The following is a 17,645-nucleotide window of genomic DNA, read 5'->3' as shown; positions in this document are numbered from 1 at the left end:
ATGATTTCGGGGTGATGCCATCCAAAAACACCGCATCCCCCGGAAGTCAACGCCTATTTCTCCGCCTGCAGGCTGGCATTGGGCTTGAGCCCGTATTGCTTGAAGATCACATCCTGGGTGCCGTTGCCGATCAGCCGGTCGAGTTCGTATTGCATGGCGGCGACGATATCGCGGGGAAAGTCGCGGTGGCAGGCGATGCCGTAGAGCTTGCCTTCAAGCACCAGCGCCGCCTCCACCGGTTTGCCTTCGGTGCGCATGCTTTCGAAGGTCTTCTCGGACGTCATCAACAGATCGACCCGGCCGGCGAGCAGCTTTTTCAGGCTGGAATCGAGATTGGCGGCATAGTCGATCTTGGGGAAGCGGTGCTCCTTGAGATAGGACGCCGAGAAATCCTCGCGCTGCGTGCCGACGGTATATTGCTGCGCGTCCTCCAGCGACTTGGGCGCAATCGCGGATCCGGCCTGCCGGACCATGACCATGTGGTCGATCAGCAGCGGCTCGACCCACTGGAAGTTTCCGTCGCGCTCGGCGTCGTGGCCGGTGGTGAAAACACAATAGGCGGGATCGGTCTCGGCCAGCATGAAGGCCCGCGCCCAGGGCAGAACCTCGATCGTATAGGGTTGCTTCAGGCGCTCCATGATGAGCTTGATCTGGTCGACGGCCGCACCACTCGGGCCGGCCTCGGTCGAAAAGTTGTAAGGCGGATATTCCTCGGTGACGAACTTGATCGTCTGGGCCTCGGCCGTCGTTACAAGGCCGAGGAAAAATGCTGCGATCAGCGCCTTCACATCTTTTCCTCCTCTTCTGCGTCCGCCTTGCGACGGATCCTTCTTTCTATCCCCGGCTTGTGCTCGACCTTGGGCCCCCGAAGCCTCCCGCGCCCGAGGGAATCAGGTGGGTGAACTCATGCCCGCATGCTGGGTGCGGAAGCCGCCTTTGCCTCGGAATCGCTTTCGAGCATGGTCAGCATCCGGTCGACCGGCATCGGCCGGCTGAAGAGATAGCCCTGGCCGCAATCGACGCCGAGCTTGCGCAAGAGTTGCCACTGCTCCTTGGTCTCGATGCCTTCGGCAACGACGGTGCAGCCCATCTGGTGCGAGATCGTGCGAATGCCCTTGATCAGCATGCGGCTCTTGCGACGGATGTCGGCAGTGCCGGAGCTCAGCGACCGGGTGAAGGACTGGTCGACCTTGACGATATCGACCGGGAAACGGTTCAGGTAGCTCAGCGATGAGTAGCCGGTGCCGAAATCGTCGAGAGCGATGCGGCAGCCGAATTCGTTGAGCTGCTTCAGCACCGAGTGGACCTCGGGATTGTCGAGCATCAGCACCGCTTCGGTGATCTCGACGACGATCCGGCTCGGCGAGATATGGTGCTTCAGGAGCAGGGCGGCGAGCTTGTGCGGCAGCGTCAGCTCGAACTGCAGCGGCGAGAAGTTGACGGCGAGATAGGTGTTCTGGGTGCCGTCGAGCTCGGAGATCGCCGCCAGATGGCGGATCGCCTTTTCGAGGATCTGATCGCCGATGCGGGCAATCATGCCGGTTTCTTCGGCGATGCCGATGATCTTGCCGGGCGGCATCAGGCCCTTTTCCGGATGGTTGAGGCGCATCAGCGCCTCGAAGCCGGCGATCTGGCCGTCAGCGAGGCTGACGATCGGTTGCAGCCAGGCTTCGAAGTGGTCGTCCTTCAGGCCGGCTTCGATGCACTGCTCGATCTCATGGCGCTCGCGTGAGGCGTCGAGCATGCCGGCGTCGAACACCTGCAGGCCGTTCTTGCCGTCGTGCTTGCGGGCATACATCGCCATGTCCGCCTTCAGCAGCAGGTCGGAGGCGTTTTCCGCATGGGTCGGGTAGACGGCGATGCCGACGCTGGCGCTGACGAAAAGCTCGTTGCCGGCGATCGCCATCGGTTCGTGCAAGGCGGTTACGATGCGCTCGGCGATTTCGGCCGCCAGAGTAGCGGCGTTCGGATCGGAAAGCAGGATGGCGAATTCGTCGCCGCCGAGCCGGGCCATGATGTCGCCATGCGGCAGGGCGGCCTGAATGAGCTCGACCGTCTGGCGCAGCACTTCGTCGCCGGCGGCATGGCCGAAATTGTCGTTGATCCACTTGAAGCGGTCGAGGTCGATGAACAGGCAGCCGAGCTGCATGGCGCATTGGTCGGCCTGGATGATCGCCTCGTCGAGCGCGGCCTCGAAGCCCTGGCGGTTCAACAGGCCGGTCAGGTGATCGGTGATCGCCTGGGTGTGGTTGCGGCTTTCCGCCTGCTTCAGCGCGGTCACGTCGGTCATGACCGACAGCGACAGGCTGCTTTCGCCGGTGGCCTTCGTCTCCTGGATCAGCACGGTCATCGCTTCGCCGTCCGCCTTGCGGAAGGGAACGGTCACTTCGCGGATGGCGTGATCGGCAACGGCGATCGTCTTGGCATGGCTGCGATAGGTCTCGTGCCAGTGCGGATCGACGAAATCGACGAAGTCGCGTCCGACGACGTCGTCGCGGCTGTACCCGGTCGCCAGCAGCCAGTAGTCGCTGACGGCGAGCAGGCGCCCGTCGACATCCAGTGAAAACAGCATGGCCGGCGTCAGGTTGTAGATGTCGGTGACGCGCTCGTGGGCGTTCTTCAGCTCGGTCTCTTCGCGCTCGAGGCGGTCCTGCATCTCGTTGAAGTTGGCGGCAAGCGCGCCCATTTCGTCGTCGGAGGTCCAGTCGACGCGGTGGCGCGATCCGAGCCTGCGTGTGGCCTCGATCGCGGCGGTCAGGCGCATCAGCGGGCGCATCACCGTGAAGCGATTGCCGACGAGCGCTGCGGCGAAAACGATCGCGACCGCAAAGAGCAGGATGGCGAGGATCGCCAGCTCGTCCTTGCTGAATTGCGACAGCAGACCCGGCGTCGGAACCCTGACTTCGATGCGCCCGACCTCCTTCATGCCATCCACCGACTGGTAGGAAATGGGCAGGATGAGAACCCGGTCCTTGGTGCTCGGCTGCACGCCGCCCATCGGCAACTGCGCGAGGATGGAGCCGGACTGGTCGCGAATGGTGACGGAGAGGATGTCGGTGCCGTTTATCAGCGAGCGGGCGATGTGCTTGATGCCGTCGCTGTCAAAGTCCCAGATCGGCTTGCCGAGCGCCTCGGCGCTGGCGGCCATCAACAGTTCGATGTTGTGCAGGCGCTCGCGTGCGATGCGATCGCTCGAGATGCTGAGAAAGAGTGCAAGCAGCGGGGCAATGAAGACGAGCATCGCGCCGCAGACAATCGCAATAAACCGGTTCTCCACGGAGTGCATCATCGCATGCACGCCCCAGAAGCAGCTGCCACCCATCTCATATCAGAATTCTCTTCAGACAAGCCCAATTTCCCCGTCAGAAGAACATCATCAAAACCTTAAATGTTGCTGAAATCGCTTCATGATAATTCGTGGGGCACGGCATAGATGCATCCGGGCAGCGGCGGGCTGTCGCCAATGCAAAAAGCCCGCCCCAAACGAATGGGACGGGCTCTCGATGAAGTGCGGCGGGACCGGCTTTCGCCGGTCGCCCAGAGGCCAATCAGGCTTCAGCTTCGCCTTCAGCTTCTTCCTTAACGCCACCGGCCGGAGCAACGATCGTTGCAACGGTGAAGTCGCGGTCGGTGATAACCGGGGTCGCGCCCTTCGGCAGCTTGATGTTGGAGATGTGGATGGCGTCGCCGACCTTGAGACCGGAGAGGTCAACGGTCAGGAATTCCGGAATGTCGTTGGCCGAAACGTTGAGTTCGACGTCGTGACGAACGATGTTGAGAACGCCGCCAGCCTTGAGGCCCGGGGACTTCTCTTCGTTTTCGAAGTGAACCGGAACTGCAACGGTAACCTGGCTGTCCTTGGAGACGCGCAGGAAGTCGACATGCATCGTGAAGTCACGGACCGGATCCAGCTGGTAGTCCTTCGGCAGGACGCGGATCTTTTCGCCGTTGACGTCGATCGTTGCAACGGTGGTCATGAAACCGCCGGCGTGGATCTTCATCGTCACTTCCTTGGTGGAGAGCGCGATGGAAAGGGGGGCCTGCTTGTCACCGTAGATGACAGCCGGGATAAGACCGTTGCGACGAAGTTCACGGGAGGACCCCTTACCAACCCGTTCGCGCGTCTCGGCCTTGAGCTCGTAGGATGCGTGGCTCATGGATAGACCTTTCTAATGTCTAATGCTGGAGAGTTCGACCGCCATGCGGAAGAACTGAAGCCGCAAGGACTTCATCCGCGTTGCCTCCAAGGGTGTCTACGCGGACGGGCGCTCCTTAGACGAGATCCCCTGCAAATGCAAGCTTTGCCGCGGTTTCAGCTCTTTTTAGCGGTGAAACGCGCAAGTGCCAGCATCAACCCGCCGGCAATCAGACCCCAGAAGGCGCCGGAAACACCGCCGAAGCTGACGCCGGACGCAGTCACCAGGAAGGTGATCGCCGCGGCCTCGCGGGTCTTTGCGTCCGTAAAGGCGGCCATGGCGGAGCCGGCGAAGGCACCGACGAGGGCAAGGCCCGCCACTGCCTCGATCAGGACCGACGGCGCAAGGCTGACGAAGGTGGTGACGACGCCGGCCAAGAGGCCGAAGAGAATGTAGAAGGCGCCGGCATTGATCGCCGACCAGTAGCGCCGGTTGCGATCAGGATGGCTATCGCCGCCGGCGCACATGGCGGCGGTGATTGCCGCCAGATTGACCGCATGGCCGCCAAAGGGGGCGCTCAACATCGAAAAGACGCCGGTCGTCGCAAACAGCGGCCCGGGTTCCGGATGATAGTCGTTGACCTTCAAAACGGCGATGCCGGGAATGTTCTGCGAGGCCATGGTGACGATGAAGAGCGGCAGGGCGATGCTGATCATGGCCGCGACATTGAACTGCGGCACCACGAATTCGACGGTCGGTACCAGCGCAGATGAGAGGGCGGAGAAGGCGCCGGCGGGGATTTCGACGCCGAAGGTGATGACGAGCACGAAGGCGATCAGCGCGGCCGGCACCGCATAGAGCTTGTTGATGCTGCCGACCAGCGCCCAAGCGATGAGGATCGGCAGGCCGAAAAGCGGATTGAAGGCGATCGCCTTGACCGGCGCAAAGCAGAGGCTGAGCAGGACACCGGCCAGCATCGCGTTGGCAAGCGGCGCCGGGATGGACGAGACCAGGCGGCCTAGCGGTTTCCAGAGGCCGGCGATCACGACGAGCAGGCCGCAGACGAGAAAGGCGCCGACGGCCGCGTTGAAGCCGCCCTCGACGACGCCGGCGCTTGCAAGCAGCGCAGCACCGGGTGTCGACCAGGCGATGCTGACCGGCAGCCGGGTCACGGCACTGATGACAATGGCGCAGAGGCCCATGGAAATCGACAGCGCCATCAGCCCGGAGGCGGCCTGCGCTTCGCTGGCGCCGACGCCGGTCAGCCCGTGCAGCACGACGGCAAAGGAACTGGCGAAGCCGACGAAGGCGATCAGCAGGCCCATGAACAGGCTCTGGAGCGAAAAGTCACGAAGCATGGCGGCAACCGGCTGTTGTGAGGTTGAGTCGCGGCAATTTGATCCTTTCGCGTAGCACATTCGGGCGCGCTGTCGATATCGGTGGCGTGATCGACCGATCAAACTCGTTGACGGGTGCCGGGCCTCGAACCTTCGTCTGGCTGGACCTTCGCGGAAAACGACGGCTATAGTGGCCCCCGTGGATGCGGCCCGCTTGGGAGATCGGCCGTGTCGATATTCCGCCGGACGACGCTTTCAGGGAGGAAGCCGATGGCTGCCGTCAGGGAACATTCGGACTATGTCTACAAGGTTGCGCACCAGCCGTCAGCCGCCGCAAGCTCGCCGATCGCCGCTTCATGGCGCCGGTGCATGACGCTGCATGGGCTGGCACCCGAAGAGGGGCGCCAGCCGCTCCGACTGTCCGGCGCGGAGTTCGAGCTTGCCCGGCAGAGGTCGGCCGAATTGATCCTGGAGGCGGGCGGTGAACTCGACCGGCTGTTTGCGACCGTCGGCCGGGCCGGCTGCTGCCTGCTTCTGACCGACGACAAGGGTGTGGCGCTGGAACGCCGCGGCGCCGTCGGCGACGATGCCGATTTCCGCGATCTCGGGCTCTGGTCGGGAACGGTCTGGAGCGAGGCGAGCGTCGGTACCAACGGTATCGGCACGGCGATCGCCGACGAGCGTGCAGTCGTCATCCAGCGCGACCAGCATTTCCTCAGCAGTAATATCGGCCTCAGCTGCACCACGGCGCCGATCCGCGACCATCTCGGCCGGTTGGCCGCGGCCATCGATATCTCCACCTGCCGTGCGGACGCCTCCGAAATGACCATGTCGCTCCTGTCGCAGGCCGTGCGCGACGCGGCCGCGCGCATCGAGGCCGGACTTTTCCGTCGAGCCTTTGCCAGTGCCCGCATCGTGCTGGTGCCGGTCGACCGCGCCGGCCCCGCGCTGCTCGCCGTCGACCGCGACGACCTGGTGCTCGGCGCAACCCGCGCGGCCCGGCAATGGCTAGACCTCGACGACAAACGCATCGCTGCCGGCGTTCCGGCCTCCGATCTGCTGCGGGAAGATACGTCGGGTGATGCCGGCGAGCTTCCGGATGCGGAGCGTGCGGCGCTCCGTCGCGTGTTGTCGCGCGCCAACGGCAACGTCTCGATGGCCGCCGACCTGCTCGGCATCAGCCGCGCTACGCTTTATCGCAAGATGAAGCGGCTCCAGGTGAATTGATCCGTCCCGGCGAGGGTTGCCCCTCACCCTAGCCCTCTCCCCCGCACGCGGGGAGAGGGGACGTGGCCGGTGGCAGCCACACAACGTGCCGCCGGTTTGGTTTCATAAAGCCAGTGACGGCGTTTGCCCCCTGAGATGCCGGGCAGATGAATGCCAGGTAGCTGTTGGGCTCAGAGTGTGCGGCTTGCCCCCTTCTCCCCGTGATCACGGGGAGAAGGTCCCGGCAGGGGGATGAGGGGCGGACGCTGACGCCCGGTTCACCCTCCTTGCCGCACTGCAGCACGGTCGCCCGCGCCAAGCTGTCTCAATTCTGAAACAGTTCTCCTTGCCGCCGCTTGCACGGCTCTATCGAAGATCCGCGTTCAACTTCACCTTCCTCCTCACAGCTCCGTTGCTGGGTCTCAGGGAGGAATGACCATGTTGCATCAGAAGATCATCGAAAGCCCGTTCAAGCAGAAATACGGCAACTTCATCGGTGGCCAGTGGCGCGAGCCGGTGGCCGGGCGCTACTTCGACAATACGACGCCGGTGACCGGTGGTGTGCTTTGCCAGGTGGCGCGCTCGGATGCCGCCGATATCGAGCTGGCGCTCGATGCCGCCCACGCGGTGCGCGAGAAATGGGGGCGCACGTCGGCCGCCGAGCGCTCCAACATCCTGATGAAGATCGCCGGGCGCATGGAGGACAATCTCGAACTGCTTGCGCGGGCCGAAACCTTCGACAACGGCAAGCCGATCCGCGAGACCATGGCCGCCGACATTCCGCTCGCCATCGACCATTTCCGCTACTTCGCGTCCTGCATTCGCGCCCAGGAAGGTTCGATCGGTGAGATCGACCACGACACCGTCGCCTATCACTTCCACGAGCCGCTCGGTGTCGTTGGCCAGATCATTCCCTGGAACTTCCCGATCCTGATGGCCGCCTGGAAGCTGGCGCCGGCGCTTGCTGCCGGCAACTGCGTCGTGCTGAAGCCGGCAGAGCAGACGCCGGCCTCGATCCTCGTCTGGGCGGAACTGATCGGCGATCTCTTGCCGGCGGGCGTGCTCAACATCGTCAACGGTTTCGGCCTCGAAGCCGGCAAGCCGCTTGCCACCAGCCCGCGCATCGCCAAGATCGCCTTTACCGGCGAGACGACGACCGGGCGGCTGATCATGCAATATGCCAGCCAGAACCTCATTCCGGTGACACTGGAACTCGGCGGCAAGTCGCCGAACATCTTCTTTGCCGACGTGCTTTCGGAAGATGACGATTACTTCGACAAGGCGCTCGAAGGTTTTGCGATGTTCGCCTTGAACCAGGGTGAGGTCTGCACGTGCCCGAGCCGCGCGCTCGTGCAGGAGAGCATCTATGACCGCTTCATGGAACGCGCCTTGAAGCGCGTCGAGGCGATCCGCCAGGGCAATCCGCTCGATAGCGCCACGATGATCGGTGCACAGGCGTCGAGCGAACAGCTCGAAAAGATCCTCTCCTATATCGACATCGGCAAGCAGGAGGGCGCCGAAGTGCTGACCGGCGGCGGCCGCAACGTGCTTGAGGGCGAGCTGTCAGAAGGCTTCTACGTCAAGCCGACCGTCTTCCGCGGACACAACAAGATGCGCGTGTTCCAGGAGGAAATCTTCGGACCCGTCGTCTCAGTCACCACCTTCAAGACGGAGGCAGAAGCACTGGAGATCGCCAACGACACGCTCTACGGCCTCGGGGCCGGGGTCTGGAGCCGCGATGCCAACCGTTGCTACCGCTTCGGCCGCGAGATCCAGGCCGGGCGTGTGTGGACCAATTGCTATCACGCCTATCCGGCGCATGCGGCCTTCGGCGGCTACAAGCAGTCTGGCATCGGCCGCGAGACGCACAAGATGATGCTCGACCACTACCAGCAGACCAAGAACATGCTGGTGAGCTACAGCCCCAAGGCGCTCGGCTTCTTCTGATCGGATCTGCCTTCCCCGCCGCCTGGGGAAGGCGACAGGAGCGGGAGGGAGGGTGTTCTCCTCCTTTCCCTCTCGCTCGATCAACGGCTGAGGCGTGCTCTCCACCCGCGCCTCAGCCGGCTTTTTGCAGATTGTTCTCGAACAGTGAGGCTCGCGAATGTCCACTGAACTCATAGGATCCAGCGGAATCGGCGAACCCCGCGTGCGTGCAACCGATGCGGCGCTCGGCTTCATCGCCGAAATCCAGCGGGATCACCCCGATATCCTGTTTCACCAGTCCGGTGGCTGCTGCGACGGCTCGTCGCCCATGTGTTATCCGGCCGATGACTACATCGTCGGCGACAACGACGTGAAGCTCGGCGAGATCGGCGGCGTACCAGTCTACATCAGCGCCAGCCAATTCGAGGTTTGGAAGCACACGCAACTGATCATCGACGTGGTGCCGGGCAGGGGCGGCATGTTCTCGCTGGACAACGGACGGGAGAGGCGCTTCCTCACGCGCTCGCGGCTCTTTGGCGGTGGCGAGGCTTGTGCCGTTGTCTTCCGCGGACGGTAGGTCGCGGACCTATTTCCGTTCCCGCATGACTTTTGCCGCCAGGTCGAGGAAGGCCCGCAGCTTCGGCTGCGTCTGCGCCTTGGCCGGGAAATAGATGAAGAGACCCGGCGACGTCGGGAGATAGGCCTCAAGCACCCGTTCGAGGCGGCCGCTCGTGACGGCATCCCGCACCGAAAGATCCGGGAGATAGGCAAGCCCGGTGCCGGCCTCGGCCATCTCCATGAGCATCTGAAAATCATTGACGGTGAGGGCGCCTGGAGCATCGACGGAGACATCGCGTCCCTCGCGCTCGAATTCCCAGCGATAGATCGTGCCGGATCCCGGATAGCGGTAGCGAATGGCTTCGTGGCGCGTCAGCTCCTCGGGCGTTGCCGGCCGCCCGTGCTTGACGAAGTAGGAGGGCGAGCCGACCACGGCCCAGGTGATATCCGGGGTCAGCCGGACGGCAATCATGTCGCGCTCGACCGCTTCGCCGATGCGCATACCGGCATCGAAGCCGTGTTCGGTGATGTCTACGGCCGCATCGTCGATGGAGACTTCGACGGAAACATCAGGATAGGCCTGGCGAAAGCGCGGCAGGAGCGGCGTCAGCACCAGCGGGATCGCCATGCGCGGCACGGTCAGCCGGAGATTGCCCATCGGCCGGTCGCGAAAGTCGCCGAGCAACTCGTAGGCATCGGCGATCTCGGCGGCTGCCGGACGCACGCGCTTCAGGAAGGCAAGGCCTGCCTCGGTCAGCGCGACGCGCCGGGTGGTGCGCACGAAGAGCTGCAGGCCGAGGCGGGCTTCGAGCGCCCTGATCGTCTGGCTGACGGCGTTGGGCGTGACGCCGAGCGTCGCCGCCGCCGCGGTAAAGCTCTTTGCCTCCGCCACCGCCAGAAATTCTCTCAGTCCGTTGAAAGGGTCGTTCGCCATTTGGCGATTATGAAGCAGTTCTTCCAAGCCTATCAAGGGAGCATCGGTTTTTCGCGGCAATCCATTTTGGCATGGTCTGTCCAACCGCAACCTGTCTCGCAGAGGATGGAGATCGACATGCAATATACGACGCTTGGAAATACCGGCCTGGTGGTCTCGCGCCTCGCCTTCGGGGCGATGACCTTTACCGCCGGCGACCGCAGCCTCGGCGCGATCTATAAGACCGATGCCGAAGCTGCCGATGCCCTTGTCGGGCAGGCGCTCGATGCCGGCATCAATTTCTTCGACACGGCCGACGCCTATGCCTCCGGCCAGTCGGAACGGATCCTGGGTGCGGCGCTCAAGTCCCGTCGCGACGAGGTGGTGATCGCCACCAAGGTCGGTTTCCGCACCGGCACGCCGCTTAGCCAGGCTGGTCTGTCGCGCCGTCACATTCTCTGGTCGGTCGACGAAAGCCTGAAGCGGCTCGGAACCGACTGGATCGACACCTACATCGTCCATAAAGAGGATCCGCACACGCCGCTTGAGGAGACGCTTGTCGCGCTCGATGCGGTCGTGCGCTCCGGCAAGGTGCGCTACATAGGCTTTTCCAACTGGTCGGCCTGGAAGGTGGCGGCAGCAGCCGAGATCCAGAAGGCCAACGGGCTGACACCTTTCAGCCACGGCCAGATGCACTATTCGCTGCTCGGCCGCGACGTCGAGCGCGATGTCATTCCGATGATGCAGCGCTATGGGCTGGGGCTGACCGTCTGGAGCCCGCTCGCTTCGGGCTTCCTTTCGGGCAAGTACACCCGCGACAATCTCGGCGATCCGGACAACCGCTATTCCGGCTTCGACATTTTGCCCTTCGACAAGGAGCAGGGCTTCAAGCTGGTGGAGCGCATGCGCGGCATCGCCGGCGCACACGGAGCGAGCGTCGCCCAGGTGGCGATCGCCTGGCTGCTTTCGAAGAGGGCGGTGACCAGCGTGCTGCTCGGCGCATCCAAACCGCACCAGCTGAAGGACAATCTTGGCGCCGCCGATCTCGCTCTGACGGCGGCGGAGATCTCGGCGCTCGATGCCGAGACGGTACCGGTGCCCGTCTATCCCAACTGGTTCATCGACAACCTCGTCGACCAGCCGCTGGCGCAGGCGCTGGAGAAGTAACCGCGTCCTGTAACGAAAAACGCCGGCGCGTGGGGCGCCGGCGTCTAAGAAATTCGGGTGCTCCGGGCGAGCTCAGTCGAAGAGGCTCGATACCGATTCTTCCTGGCTCGTGCGGCTGATGGCTTCGCCGAGCAGGCCCGCGGTCGAGATGACGCGGATGTTGTGGGCGGACTGGACGGCGGTCGTCGGCTGGATCGAGTCGGTGATGACCAGTTCCTTGAGCATCGACGAGGTAACGCGGGCAACCGCGCCGCCGGAGAGAACGCCGTGGGTGATGTAGGCGGTAACGCTGGTCGCGCCGTTCTTCAGGAGCGCTTCGGCCGCGTTGCAGAGCGTGCCGCCGGAATCGACGATGTCGTCGATCAGCAGGCAGTCCTTGCCCTTCACGTCACCGATGACGTTCATGACTTCGGATTCACCCGGACGGTCGCGACGCTTGTCGACGATCGCCAGCAGACAGTCGAGACGCTTGGCAAGCGCACGGGCGCGAACCACGCCGCCGACGTCGGGCGAAACGACCATGACGTTCTTGAGATCGTAGTTTTCCTTGACGTCGCGCGCCAGGATCGGGATCGCATAGAGGTTGTCGGTCGGAATGTCGAAGAAGCCCTGGATCTGGCCGGCATGAAGATCGAGGGTCAGCACGCGGTCGGCGCCGGCTTCGGTGATCAGGTTGGAGACCAGCTTGGCGGAGATCGGCGTGCGCGGACCGGGTTTGCGGTCCTGGCGGGCATAGCCGAAATAGGGAAGCACGGCGGTGATGCGGCGAGCGGACGAGCGGCGCACCGCATCGATCATGATGAGCAGTTCCATCAGGTGATCGTTGGTGGGAAACGAGGTCGACTGGATGATGAAGACATCCTCGCCGCGTACGTTTTCGCCGATCTCGACGAAGATTTCCTGATCGGCGAAACGGCGTACCGTCGCTTTGCCGAGAGGCAGGTTGAGATAGTTGCAGATCGCTTCGGCCAGGAGCCGGTTCGAATTACCTGCGAAAACCTTCATTGACGGACCGCCTTGAGCTGGCGCGGTCACCGTCCGGTACTTTTCCGGTAGCGGTGTTTTCCGCGCAGATTCCGAGAGCCATTCCAATCGCGGTCATTCTTTGCGGATGGCCGCCGTTCAGAGCTGATCGGCCGCTTTTTAGCGAGACTGAACTTGAATGCAAGGGGAATGCTGCGCCGCGAAGGCCAATATCCTAAAAACTTTGTGTCAACCGGCTTGAGATTGCCGCCATTCGAGATAGGCGTCGATGGTTTTTGTCGCAATTCCCTGCATGGTTGTGGCCGGAACGCCACTCCACAAATCCGTGCCGCCGCCCGGAACAGAGTCCTGTCCCTGGATCCGGTGCAGGCGGTTGCCGCTGCCGTCGAGCACGTCCCAGACATACACGACGGTCGTCTTGTCGCCATCCTTCAGCGCCGAGAAATAGCCCTTGAGGATATGCTCGCTGCTTGAGTCTGCCGAGCCCTTGATCGTCAGGCCGCGGGCGCGGGCGTCGGCGCCGAGCTGTTTGGAAAGCGGTGTCACGGCCTGAACCGGCGCGCCGATGATCGGCAGGAAGCGGATCGTGCCGCTTGCGGCAGCACTTGCCTTCGGCAGCGCGGCGACGGTTGGCTGGCTCTGGATTTCTTCGGCCGCGGCCGCCGTTTGCTGGACGGGTGTGTGCTGTACTGGCGCCTGTTCGACCGGTGCCTGGCGGCTCTCGATCGAGTTCTGGACCGGCGCCGAGCCGGCGGCAAGCCGGTTCGCCTGTCCCTCGAAGGTACCGGCCGGATCCGTATAGGTCGTGTCGCCGCTGGCATAGGCCGTCGGCGTGTTCGAGGGTGCCGGCTGCGGCGAATAGGCGGTGGTCTGGCTGACGGGTTCGCGCTGCACCGGCGCCATAGCCGTCTGCGTGGACATGGCGTCGAGATCGGATTGTGTCACCGGCGGCGAGCGGAAGGTCCCTCCGCCGACGTCAACCTGTGGCGTCAGCATCTCGGTGCTGTTGCAGCCGGCGAGCGCAATGGCGAGGCCAAGAGCTACGATGGGCGTGGTGAGCTTTCGCATGTTCAAACCGTCCGTCCGTTTCTTCGCGGCAGTTTCCTGAAACGTCTCCTGTCGTCTGCCAGTACGAACGCAAGTCTAGGCGGATTTCCCTAAGCAGAAATGAAGTCCAGGCCGTAACGCGACAACGCACGCGGCGTGTCCGTCGTGGTGAGGTAGGTCTGGCCGAGGGTCATGGCGGTGCCGCTGTCGGAATCCATGATGATCATGTGTACGAACAGCGACATGTTCGGCTCGATCTCCTGGGGATTGCCGAGGTGGAACATCTGCTGCTCCATCCAGGAGGGGGAGAAGCGGGCGCCGAGCGAGTAGCCGCAGGCGTTCAGCCGGTGGCGGGCAAGGCCGCGCTCGTCCATGATCTTGGCATGCACGTCGAAGACGGTACCGAAGGTGTTGCCGGGGCGAAGCACCATCTCGATCGCCTGGATCGTTTCGCGGCAGGCGCTGTAGAGTTCGCGATGGCGATTGGTCGGCTCGCCGATGACGACGGTGCGCATCATCGCCGCATGATAGTGGGCGCTGACGCCCGCCCATTCCAGCGTAAGCTGGTCCTGGCTGTCGAGCAGGCGGCGGCCGGACTTGTAGCGGCAGAGCAGCGCGTCTGCGCCGGAACCGATGATGAATTCGTTGGCCGGATAGTCGCCGCCACCGGCAAGGATCGTTCCCTGCATCGCGGCCAGAATGTCGGCCTCGTTGCCGCCGGGACGAATGAGCGGCAGGGCGGCATCGAGCGCATCGTCGGCAAGGCTTGCGGCCTTTTCGACATGGGCGATTTCGGCGTCGCTCTTGATCAGGCGCAGGCGGCCGACGAGGTGCGAGGCATCGATCAGCTCGCCGAAGGTCTGTAGCTGCCGGTCGATCAGGCGCGCGGCGCGGCCGGTCATGCCGTGGGTGTCGTATTCGATGCCGATGCGGCAGCCGAGCAGGTCGAGTTCGCTCAAGAGGTTCTTCAGATCCATGGTCGGGTCGGCATTGGCCCGGTCGACCCAGATCTCGATACGCTCGATGTTCGATGTATGACGGGCCTGGCGCAGATCGGCCGAGCGCGTCAATAGCACCATCGAGCCGTCCTTCTTGACGACAAGCGTCTGGAAGAAGCAGTAGCCGAAGGTGTCGTAACCCGTCAGCCAGTACATGCTTTCCTGGGCGAAAAGCAGCACCGCGTCCAGCTTCTCCTCGCGCATCTTCTCCGTCAGCCGCTCGAGGCGGCTTGCATATTCTTCCTGGGCAAAATGAAGCGCCATGTCAGGTCCCTCGTATGCAAATGGCGGAAATCTGTCGGCCGTAGTCCGGTTCCTGCCTGTGGGTCGTGCGCCGATAGGAGAAGAAACGCTCCTCGTCGGCATAGGTGCAGATGTCGAGATTCTCGGCGGCAACGCCCGCTTCGACCAGCCGTTTGATCGTCAGCCCCGGCAGGTCGAACATGGCATGGCCGTCGCGCTCCGAAGGCCGGAAGAACGAGGCGTAGCTTTCGTTCGCCGCGACGAAGCGTTCTACGAACTCGGAGCCGACCTCATAGTTCCGACGGCTGATCGACGGGCCGAGGCAGGCGACGATGCGCTCGCGTCGGGCGCCGAGCGAAACCATCCTGTCGATCGTGCTTTCGAGCACGCCGCCGAGCGCGCCCTTCCAGCCGGCATGGGCCGCACCGATGACATTGGCTTCGGCATCGGCAAAGAGAATAGGGCCGCAATCGGCCGAGAGCACGCCGAGCACGATACCGGGCGTTGCCGTCACCAGCGCATCGGCCTCGGGGCGGGCGCCGTCATAGCTTTCGTCGACCACCACGGCGTCTGGGGAATGGACCTGGTGCACGGTTGCCAGGCGCTCGGGCGCGGCGCCGAACCAGCGGGCGACGCGGGCGCGGTTCTCGTTGACATGGGCGCGCTCGTCCTTGGAGCCGAGCCCGACATTGAGGCCGCGATAGATCCCTTCCGAAACGCCGCCCGTTCGGGTGAAATAACCATGGGCGATTGCCGGTCCGGCCTTCTCGCTGAAGAGCGAGCTTTGCACAGGAGAGAGCGCGGCGTCATGCTGCATTGGTATATTCGCCTTTGCTTTATCAGGAAAATCAATGGGTTTGGGGGCGCGCTCCGGCCCGGCGACTGGCTCTTGATTTGCCGGCGCGATGTTGACCCGCGACGGCAGGGCTGTCAATTCCCGAACGGCAGGGGTGCCGTCCGGTGGCGGTTCAGGGCTTCGGTTTGCGGAACGGCGAGAGCGGAACCGGCGGGCTGCTGACGGCCAGGACCTTGAACAGTTCGCCCATCTTTCCCGCGCCTGCGCCGGCAAGCCTCTCGACGTCCTGGCGGATGGTTTCCTGCGTCAGCGCATCCTTGTCGCGGCCAAGGGATGCGGCGCGTTCCAGAAGACCGAGGCCGACAAGAAAATCACCCTGGTGGGCAAGGCCGTTGATCTGCACGTCGTCCGTCTTGGCGCGGCGGGCGAGCTGCTCGAAATCGACGTGGCTGGTGAGATCGGCGCGGCCGGGGCTGGCCAGCGGCGGATCGTATCCGTGGTCGCGCACGGCCTGCAGTGTGTCGCCGTAGCCGGTGGCCATATGGCCGTAGTCGATGATCACGGCGGTGCCGCCGCTGACCTTCAGCCGTTCGCACAGGGCCGACATGACTGCGTCGCGGGCCGGGGCGATCTCGAAGATCGTGCCTTCGGCGATACCTTGGGCCGGCGTCGGCAGGAGATCGGGATCGATGCCGGCAACGCCGACGGCAAAGGTCAGTTCGTCATCGGCATCGAGCCCGACCATGCGTTCTCGGAAACCTTGCGCGGTGCGCACGAACTGCCGGATCGGGATGGCGTCGAACAGTTCGTTGGCGGCCAGCAGCAGAAAGCCTTCCGGCAGGGTCTCGAAGCTCGTGTGCCACTCGACCTTGTGGCCATGGGCGGCGAGCGTTTCCGACTGGACCTTGCGCAGCCGCTCGCTGGTCTCGACGAGATGCACGCCGGCGGAGGCGTAGAGATCGGGGGCGAGACGGCGCACGACACGCAGCATGTCGGCCATCATCGTACCACGGCCAGGGCCGATTTCGGCAAGCACGGCACCCTCGGGCTTGCCGTGCTGCTGCCAGGCATGGACGAGGAAGATGCCGATCATCTCGCCGAAGAGCTGGCTGATTTCCGGCGCCGTGGTGAAGTCGCCTTCCTTGCCGAAGGGCTCGTGCACGCGGTAGTAGCCGTGCTCCGGATCCGCCAGGCAAAGCGAGAAATAATCGGTGACGCTGATCGGCCCGTGGGCCTTGATCAGCGCCTTGATCTTGTCCGCAAGTGGTGTCGTCATGCCTTCGTCCAATTCGCCGGGCGGCGGCCGGAAAAGCCGCACGCCCTTGCCCCATCCGCTCTCAGGCGGCTGCGCGCCGCGCCCGGGCAATGGCCCAGATGCCGGCGAGCGCCATCGGCAGCGACAAAAGCATGCCCATGGTCAGCCAGCCACCGACAAGATAGCCGATCTGCGCGTCCGGTTCGCGGAAGAATTCGACGAAAATACGGCTCAGGCCATAGCCGAGCACGAAGATGCCGGTAACGAGCCCCGGCGACTTCAAAGCGTGGCGACGATAGATGAACCAGGCAAGCACGGCGAGCAGGACGATGCCCTCGAGGGCGGCCTCGTAGAGCTGGCTCGGGTGGCGGGCGAACGGACCGCCGGTCGGGAAGACGATCGCCCAGGGCATCGACGACAGGCGGCCCCAGAGTTCGCCGTTGATGAAGTTGGCGATGCGGCCGAAGAACAGGCCGATCGGGACGACGGCGGCGACGATGTCGAACAGGCTCCAGATGGCGATCTTGTTCTTGCGGGCAAACAGGATCATCGCGAGCGTGGTGCCGAGGAAGCCGCCGTGGAACGACATGCCGCCGTTCCAGATTTCCAGCGCGCGGATCGGATTGGCGAGCACGGAGCCGAGATCGTAAAAGAGAATGTAGCCGATGCGGCCGCCGAGCACGATGCCGCCGGCTGCCCACAGCAGGAAATCGTCGAGCTGCTGCAGCGTGATTGCCGGCTTGTCGTCGCGCCAGAGTGCCGCGTTCATCGCCAGGCGTCGCGCGTAGAACCAGCCGAGCAGGATGCCTGCCACATAGGCGAGCCCGTACCAGTGAATGGCCAGCGGACCGATCTGGACGATGACGGGATCGATTTCAGGGAAGGGGAGAATGGCGAGGCGGGTCGCTAGTGTTTCCAATTTATTCTTCTCGTGCCGGCCGGTTGTTTCGGCGGAACATGGCGAGCGATTTCACCCTGGTCAAGGGCGGTGATGCACGCCCCGGACACAGGGTCGTGAAGGGAGACGGTATGGGGTTCGTGATTTTTCTTGCATCGGGCGGCCGGTGACCCTACCTGAA

15 protein-coding genes are annotated in these 17,645 nt (G+C 63.7%); 4 read left to right on the top strand and 11 right to left on the bottom strand.

Features of this window, described 5'->3' with window-relative positions:
* Positions 1 to 53 precede the first annotated feature (53 nt).
* The 4 genes from L981_RS16115 to L981_RS16100 all read right to left on the bottom strand — a co-directional run bounded on the left by L981_RS16115 (position 54) and on the right by L981_RS16100 (position 5,494).
* A complete protein-coding gene (locus L981_RS16115) occupies positions 54 to 788 on the bottom strand; it encodes an ABC transporter substrate-binding protein (RefSeq protein WP_043618119.1) in 735 nt (244 codons plus the stop codon).
* Positions 789 to 904: 116 nt separating this feature from the next.
* On the bottom strand, positions 905 to 3,289 hold the full coding sequence (locus tag L981_RS16110) for an EAL domain-containing protein (protein ID WP_043618169.1): 2,385 nt from the start codon (positions 3,287 to 3,289) through the stop codon (positions 905 to 907).
* 259 nt (positions 3,290 to 3,548) lie between these two features.
* Positions 3,549 to 4,157: a 50S ribosomal protein L25/general stress protein Ctc gene (locus tag L981_RS16105; protein WP_043618116.1), complete on the bottom strand. Its 609-nt coding sequence runs from the start codon at positions 4,155 to 4,157 to the stop codon at positions 3,549 to 3,551.
* 155 nt (positions 4,158 to 4,312) lie between these two features.
* Positions 4,313 to 5,494, bottom strand: coding sequence for a benzoate/H(+) symporter BenE family transporter (locus tag L981_RS16100; RefSeq protein WP_043618113.1), 1,182 nt, complete (start codon positions 5,492 to 5,494; stop codon positions 4,313 to 4,315).
* A gap of 249 nt (positions 5,495 to 5,743) precedes the next feature.
* On the opposite strand from L981_RS16100, the gene L981_RS16095 reads away from it, so the two are divergent.
* From L981_RS16095 to L981_RS16085, 3 genes are all read left to right on the top strand, one after another.
* A complete protein-coding gene (locus tag L981_RS16095) occupies positions 5,744 to 6,700 on the top strand; it encodes a helix-turn-helix domain-containing protein (RefSeq protein ID WP_043618110.1) in 957 nt (318 codons plus the stop codon).
* A gap of 417 nt (positions 6,701 to 7,117) precedes the next feature.
* Positions 7,118 to 8,626, top strand: a complete 1,509-nt coding sequence (gene adh, locus L981_RS16090) for an aldehyde dehydrogenase (RefSeq protein WP_043618107.1) — start codon at positions 7,118 to 7,120, stop codon at positions 8,624 to 8,626.
* A 157-nt stretch (positions 8,627 to 8,783) separates the two neighbouring features.
* A complete protein-coding gene (locus tag L981_RS16085) occupies positions 8,784 to 9,182 on the top strand; it encodes a DUF779 domain-containing protein (protein WP_043618104.1) in 399 nt (132 codons plus the stop codon).
* 9 nt (positions 9,183 to 9,191) lie between these two features.
* On the opposite strand, the gene L981_RS16080 is transcribed toward L981_RS16085, so the two are convergent.
* Positions 9,192 to 10,097 (bottom strand): LysR family transcriptional regulator, encoded by a 906-nt coding sequence (locus L981_RS16080; protein ID WP_043618101.1) that lies wholly within the window; start codon positions 10,095 to 10,097, stop codon positions 9,192 to 9,194.
* 117 nt (positions 10,098 to 10,214) lie between these two features.
* Between L981_RS16080 and L981_RS16075 the strand changes: the two genes are divergently transcribed.
* A complete protein-coding gene (locus tag L981_RS16075) occupies positions 10,215 to 11,243 on the top strand; it encodes an aldo/keto reductase (protein ID WP_043618166.1) in 1,029 nt (342 codons plus the stop codon).
* A gap of 72 nt (positions 11,244 to 11,315) precedes the next feature.
* Here the strand turns inward: L981_RS16075 and L981_RS16070 are convergent, their stop codons facing one another.
* The 6 genes from L981_RS16070 to lgt all read right to left on the bottom strand — a co-directional run bounded on the left by L981_RS16070 (position 11,316) and on the right by lgt (position 17,485).
* Positions 11,316 to 12,248 (bottom strand): ribose-phosphate pyrophosphokinase, encoded by a 933-nt coding sequence (locus tag L981_RS16070; RefSeq protein ID WP_034788749.1) that lies wholly within the window; start codon positions 12,246 to 12,248, stop codon positions 11,316 to 11,318.
* 207 nt (positions 12,249 to 12,455) lie between these two features.
* Positions 12,456 to 13,295, bottom strand: coding sequence for a hypothetical protein (locus tag L981_RS16065; protein WP_043618098.1), 840 nt, complete (start codon positions 13,293 to 13,295; stop codon positions 12,456 to 12,458).
* A gap of 89 nt (positions 13,296 to 13,384) precedes the next feature.
* Positions 13,385 to 14,536 carry a Xaa-Pro peptidase family protein gene (locus L981_RS16060; RefSeq protein WP_043618095.1) on the bottom strand — a complete coding sequence of 384 codons (1,152 nt, stop codon included), beginning with the start codon at positions 14,534 to 14,536 and terminating at the stop codon, positions 13,385 to 13,387.
* A gap of 1 nt (position 14,537) precedes the next feature.
* Positions 14,538 to 15,332, bottom strand: a complete 795-nt coding sequence (gene pgeF, locus L981_RS16055; RefSeq protein WP_043618092.1) for a peptidoglycan editing factor PgeF — start codon at positions 15,330 to 15,332, stop codon at positions 14,538 to 14,540.
* 151 nt (positions 15,333 to 15,483) lie between these two features.
* Positions 15,484 to 16,587, bottom strand: a complete 1,104-nt coding sequence (locus tag L981_RS16050) for a class I SAM-dependent methyltransferase (protein ID WP_043618163.1) — start codon at positions 16,585 to 16,587, stop codon at positions 15,484 to 15,486.
* Between the two features lie 61 nt (positions 16,588 to 16,648).
* Positions 16,649 to 17,485, bottom strand: coding sequence for a prolipoprotein diacylglyceryl transferase (gene lgt / locus L981_RS16045; protein WP_043618090.1), 837 nt, complete (start codon positions 17,483 to 17,485; stop codon positions 16,649 to 16,651).
* Positions 17,486 to 17,645: the final 160 nt, after the last annotated feature.

Origin of the sequence: Ensifer sp. ZNC0028 (assembly GCF_000799055.1) — a bacterium.
Taxonomy (GTDB): Bacteria; Pseudomonadota; Alphaproteobacteria; order Rhizobiales; family Rhizobiaceae; genus Ensifer.
Note: the sequence above shows the minus strand (reverse complement) of the source record. Positions and strands in the feature narration are given on the sequence as shown.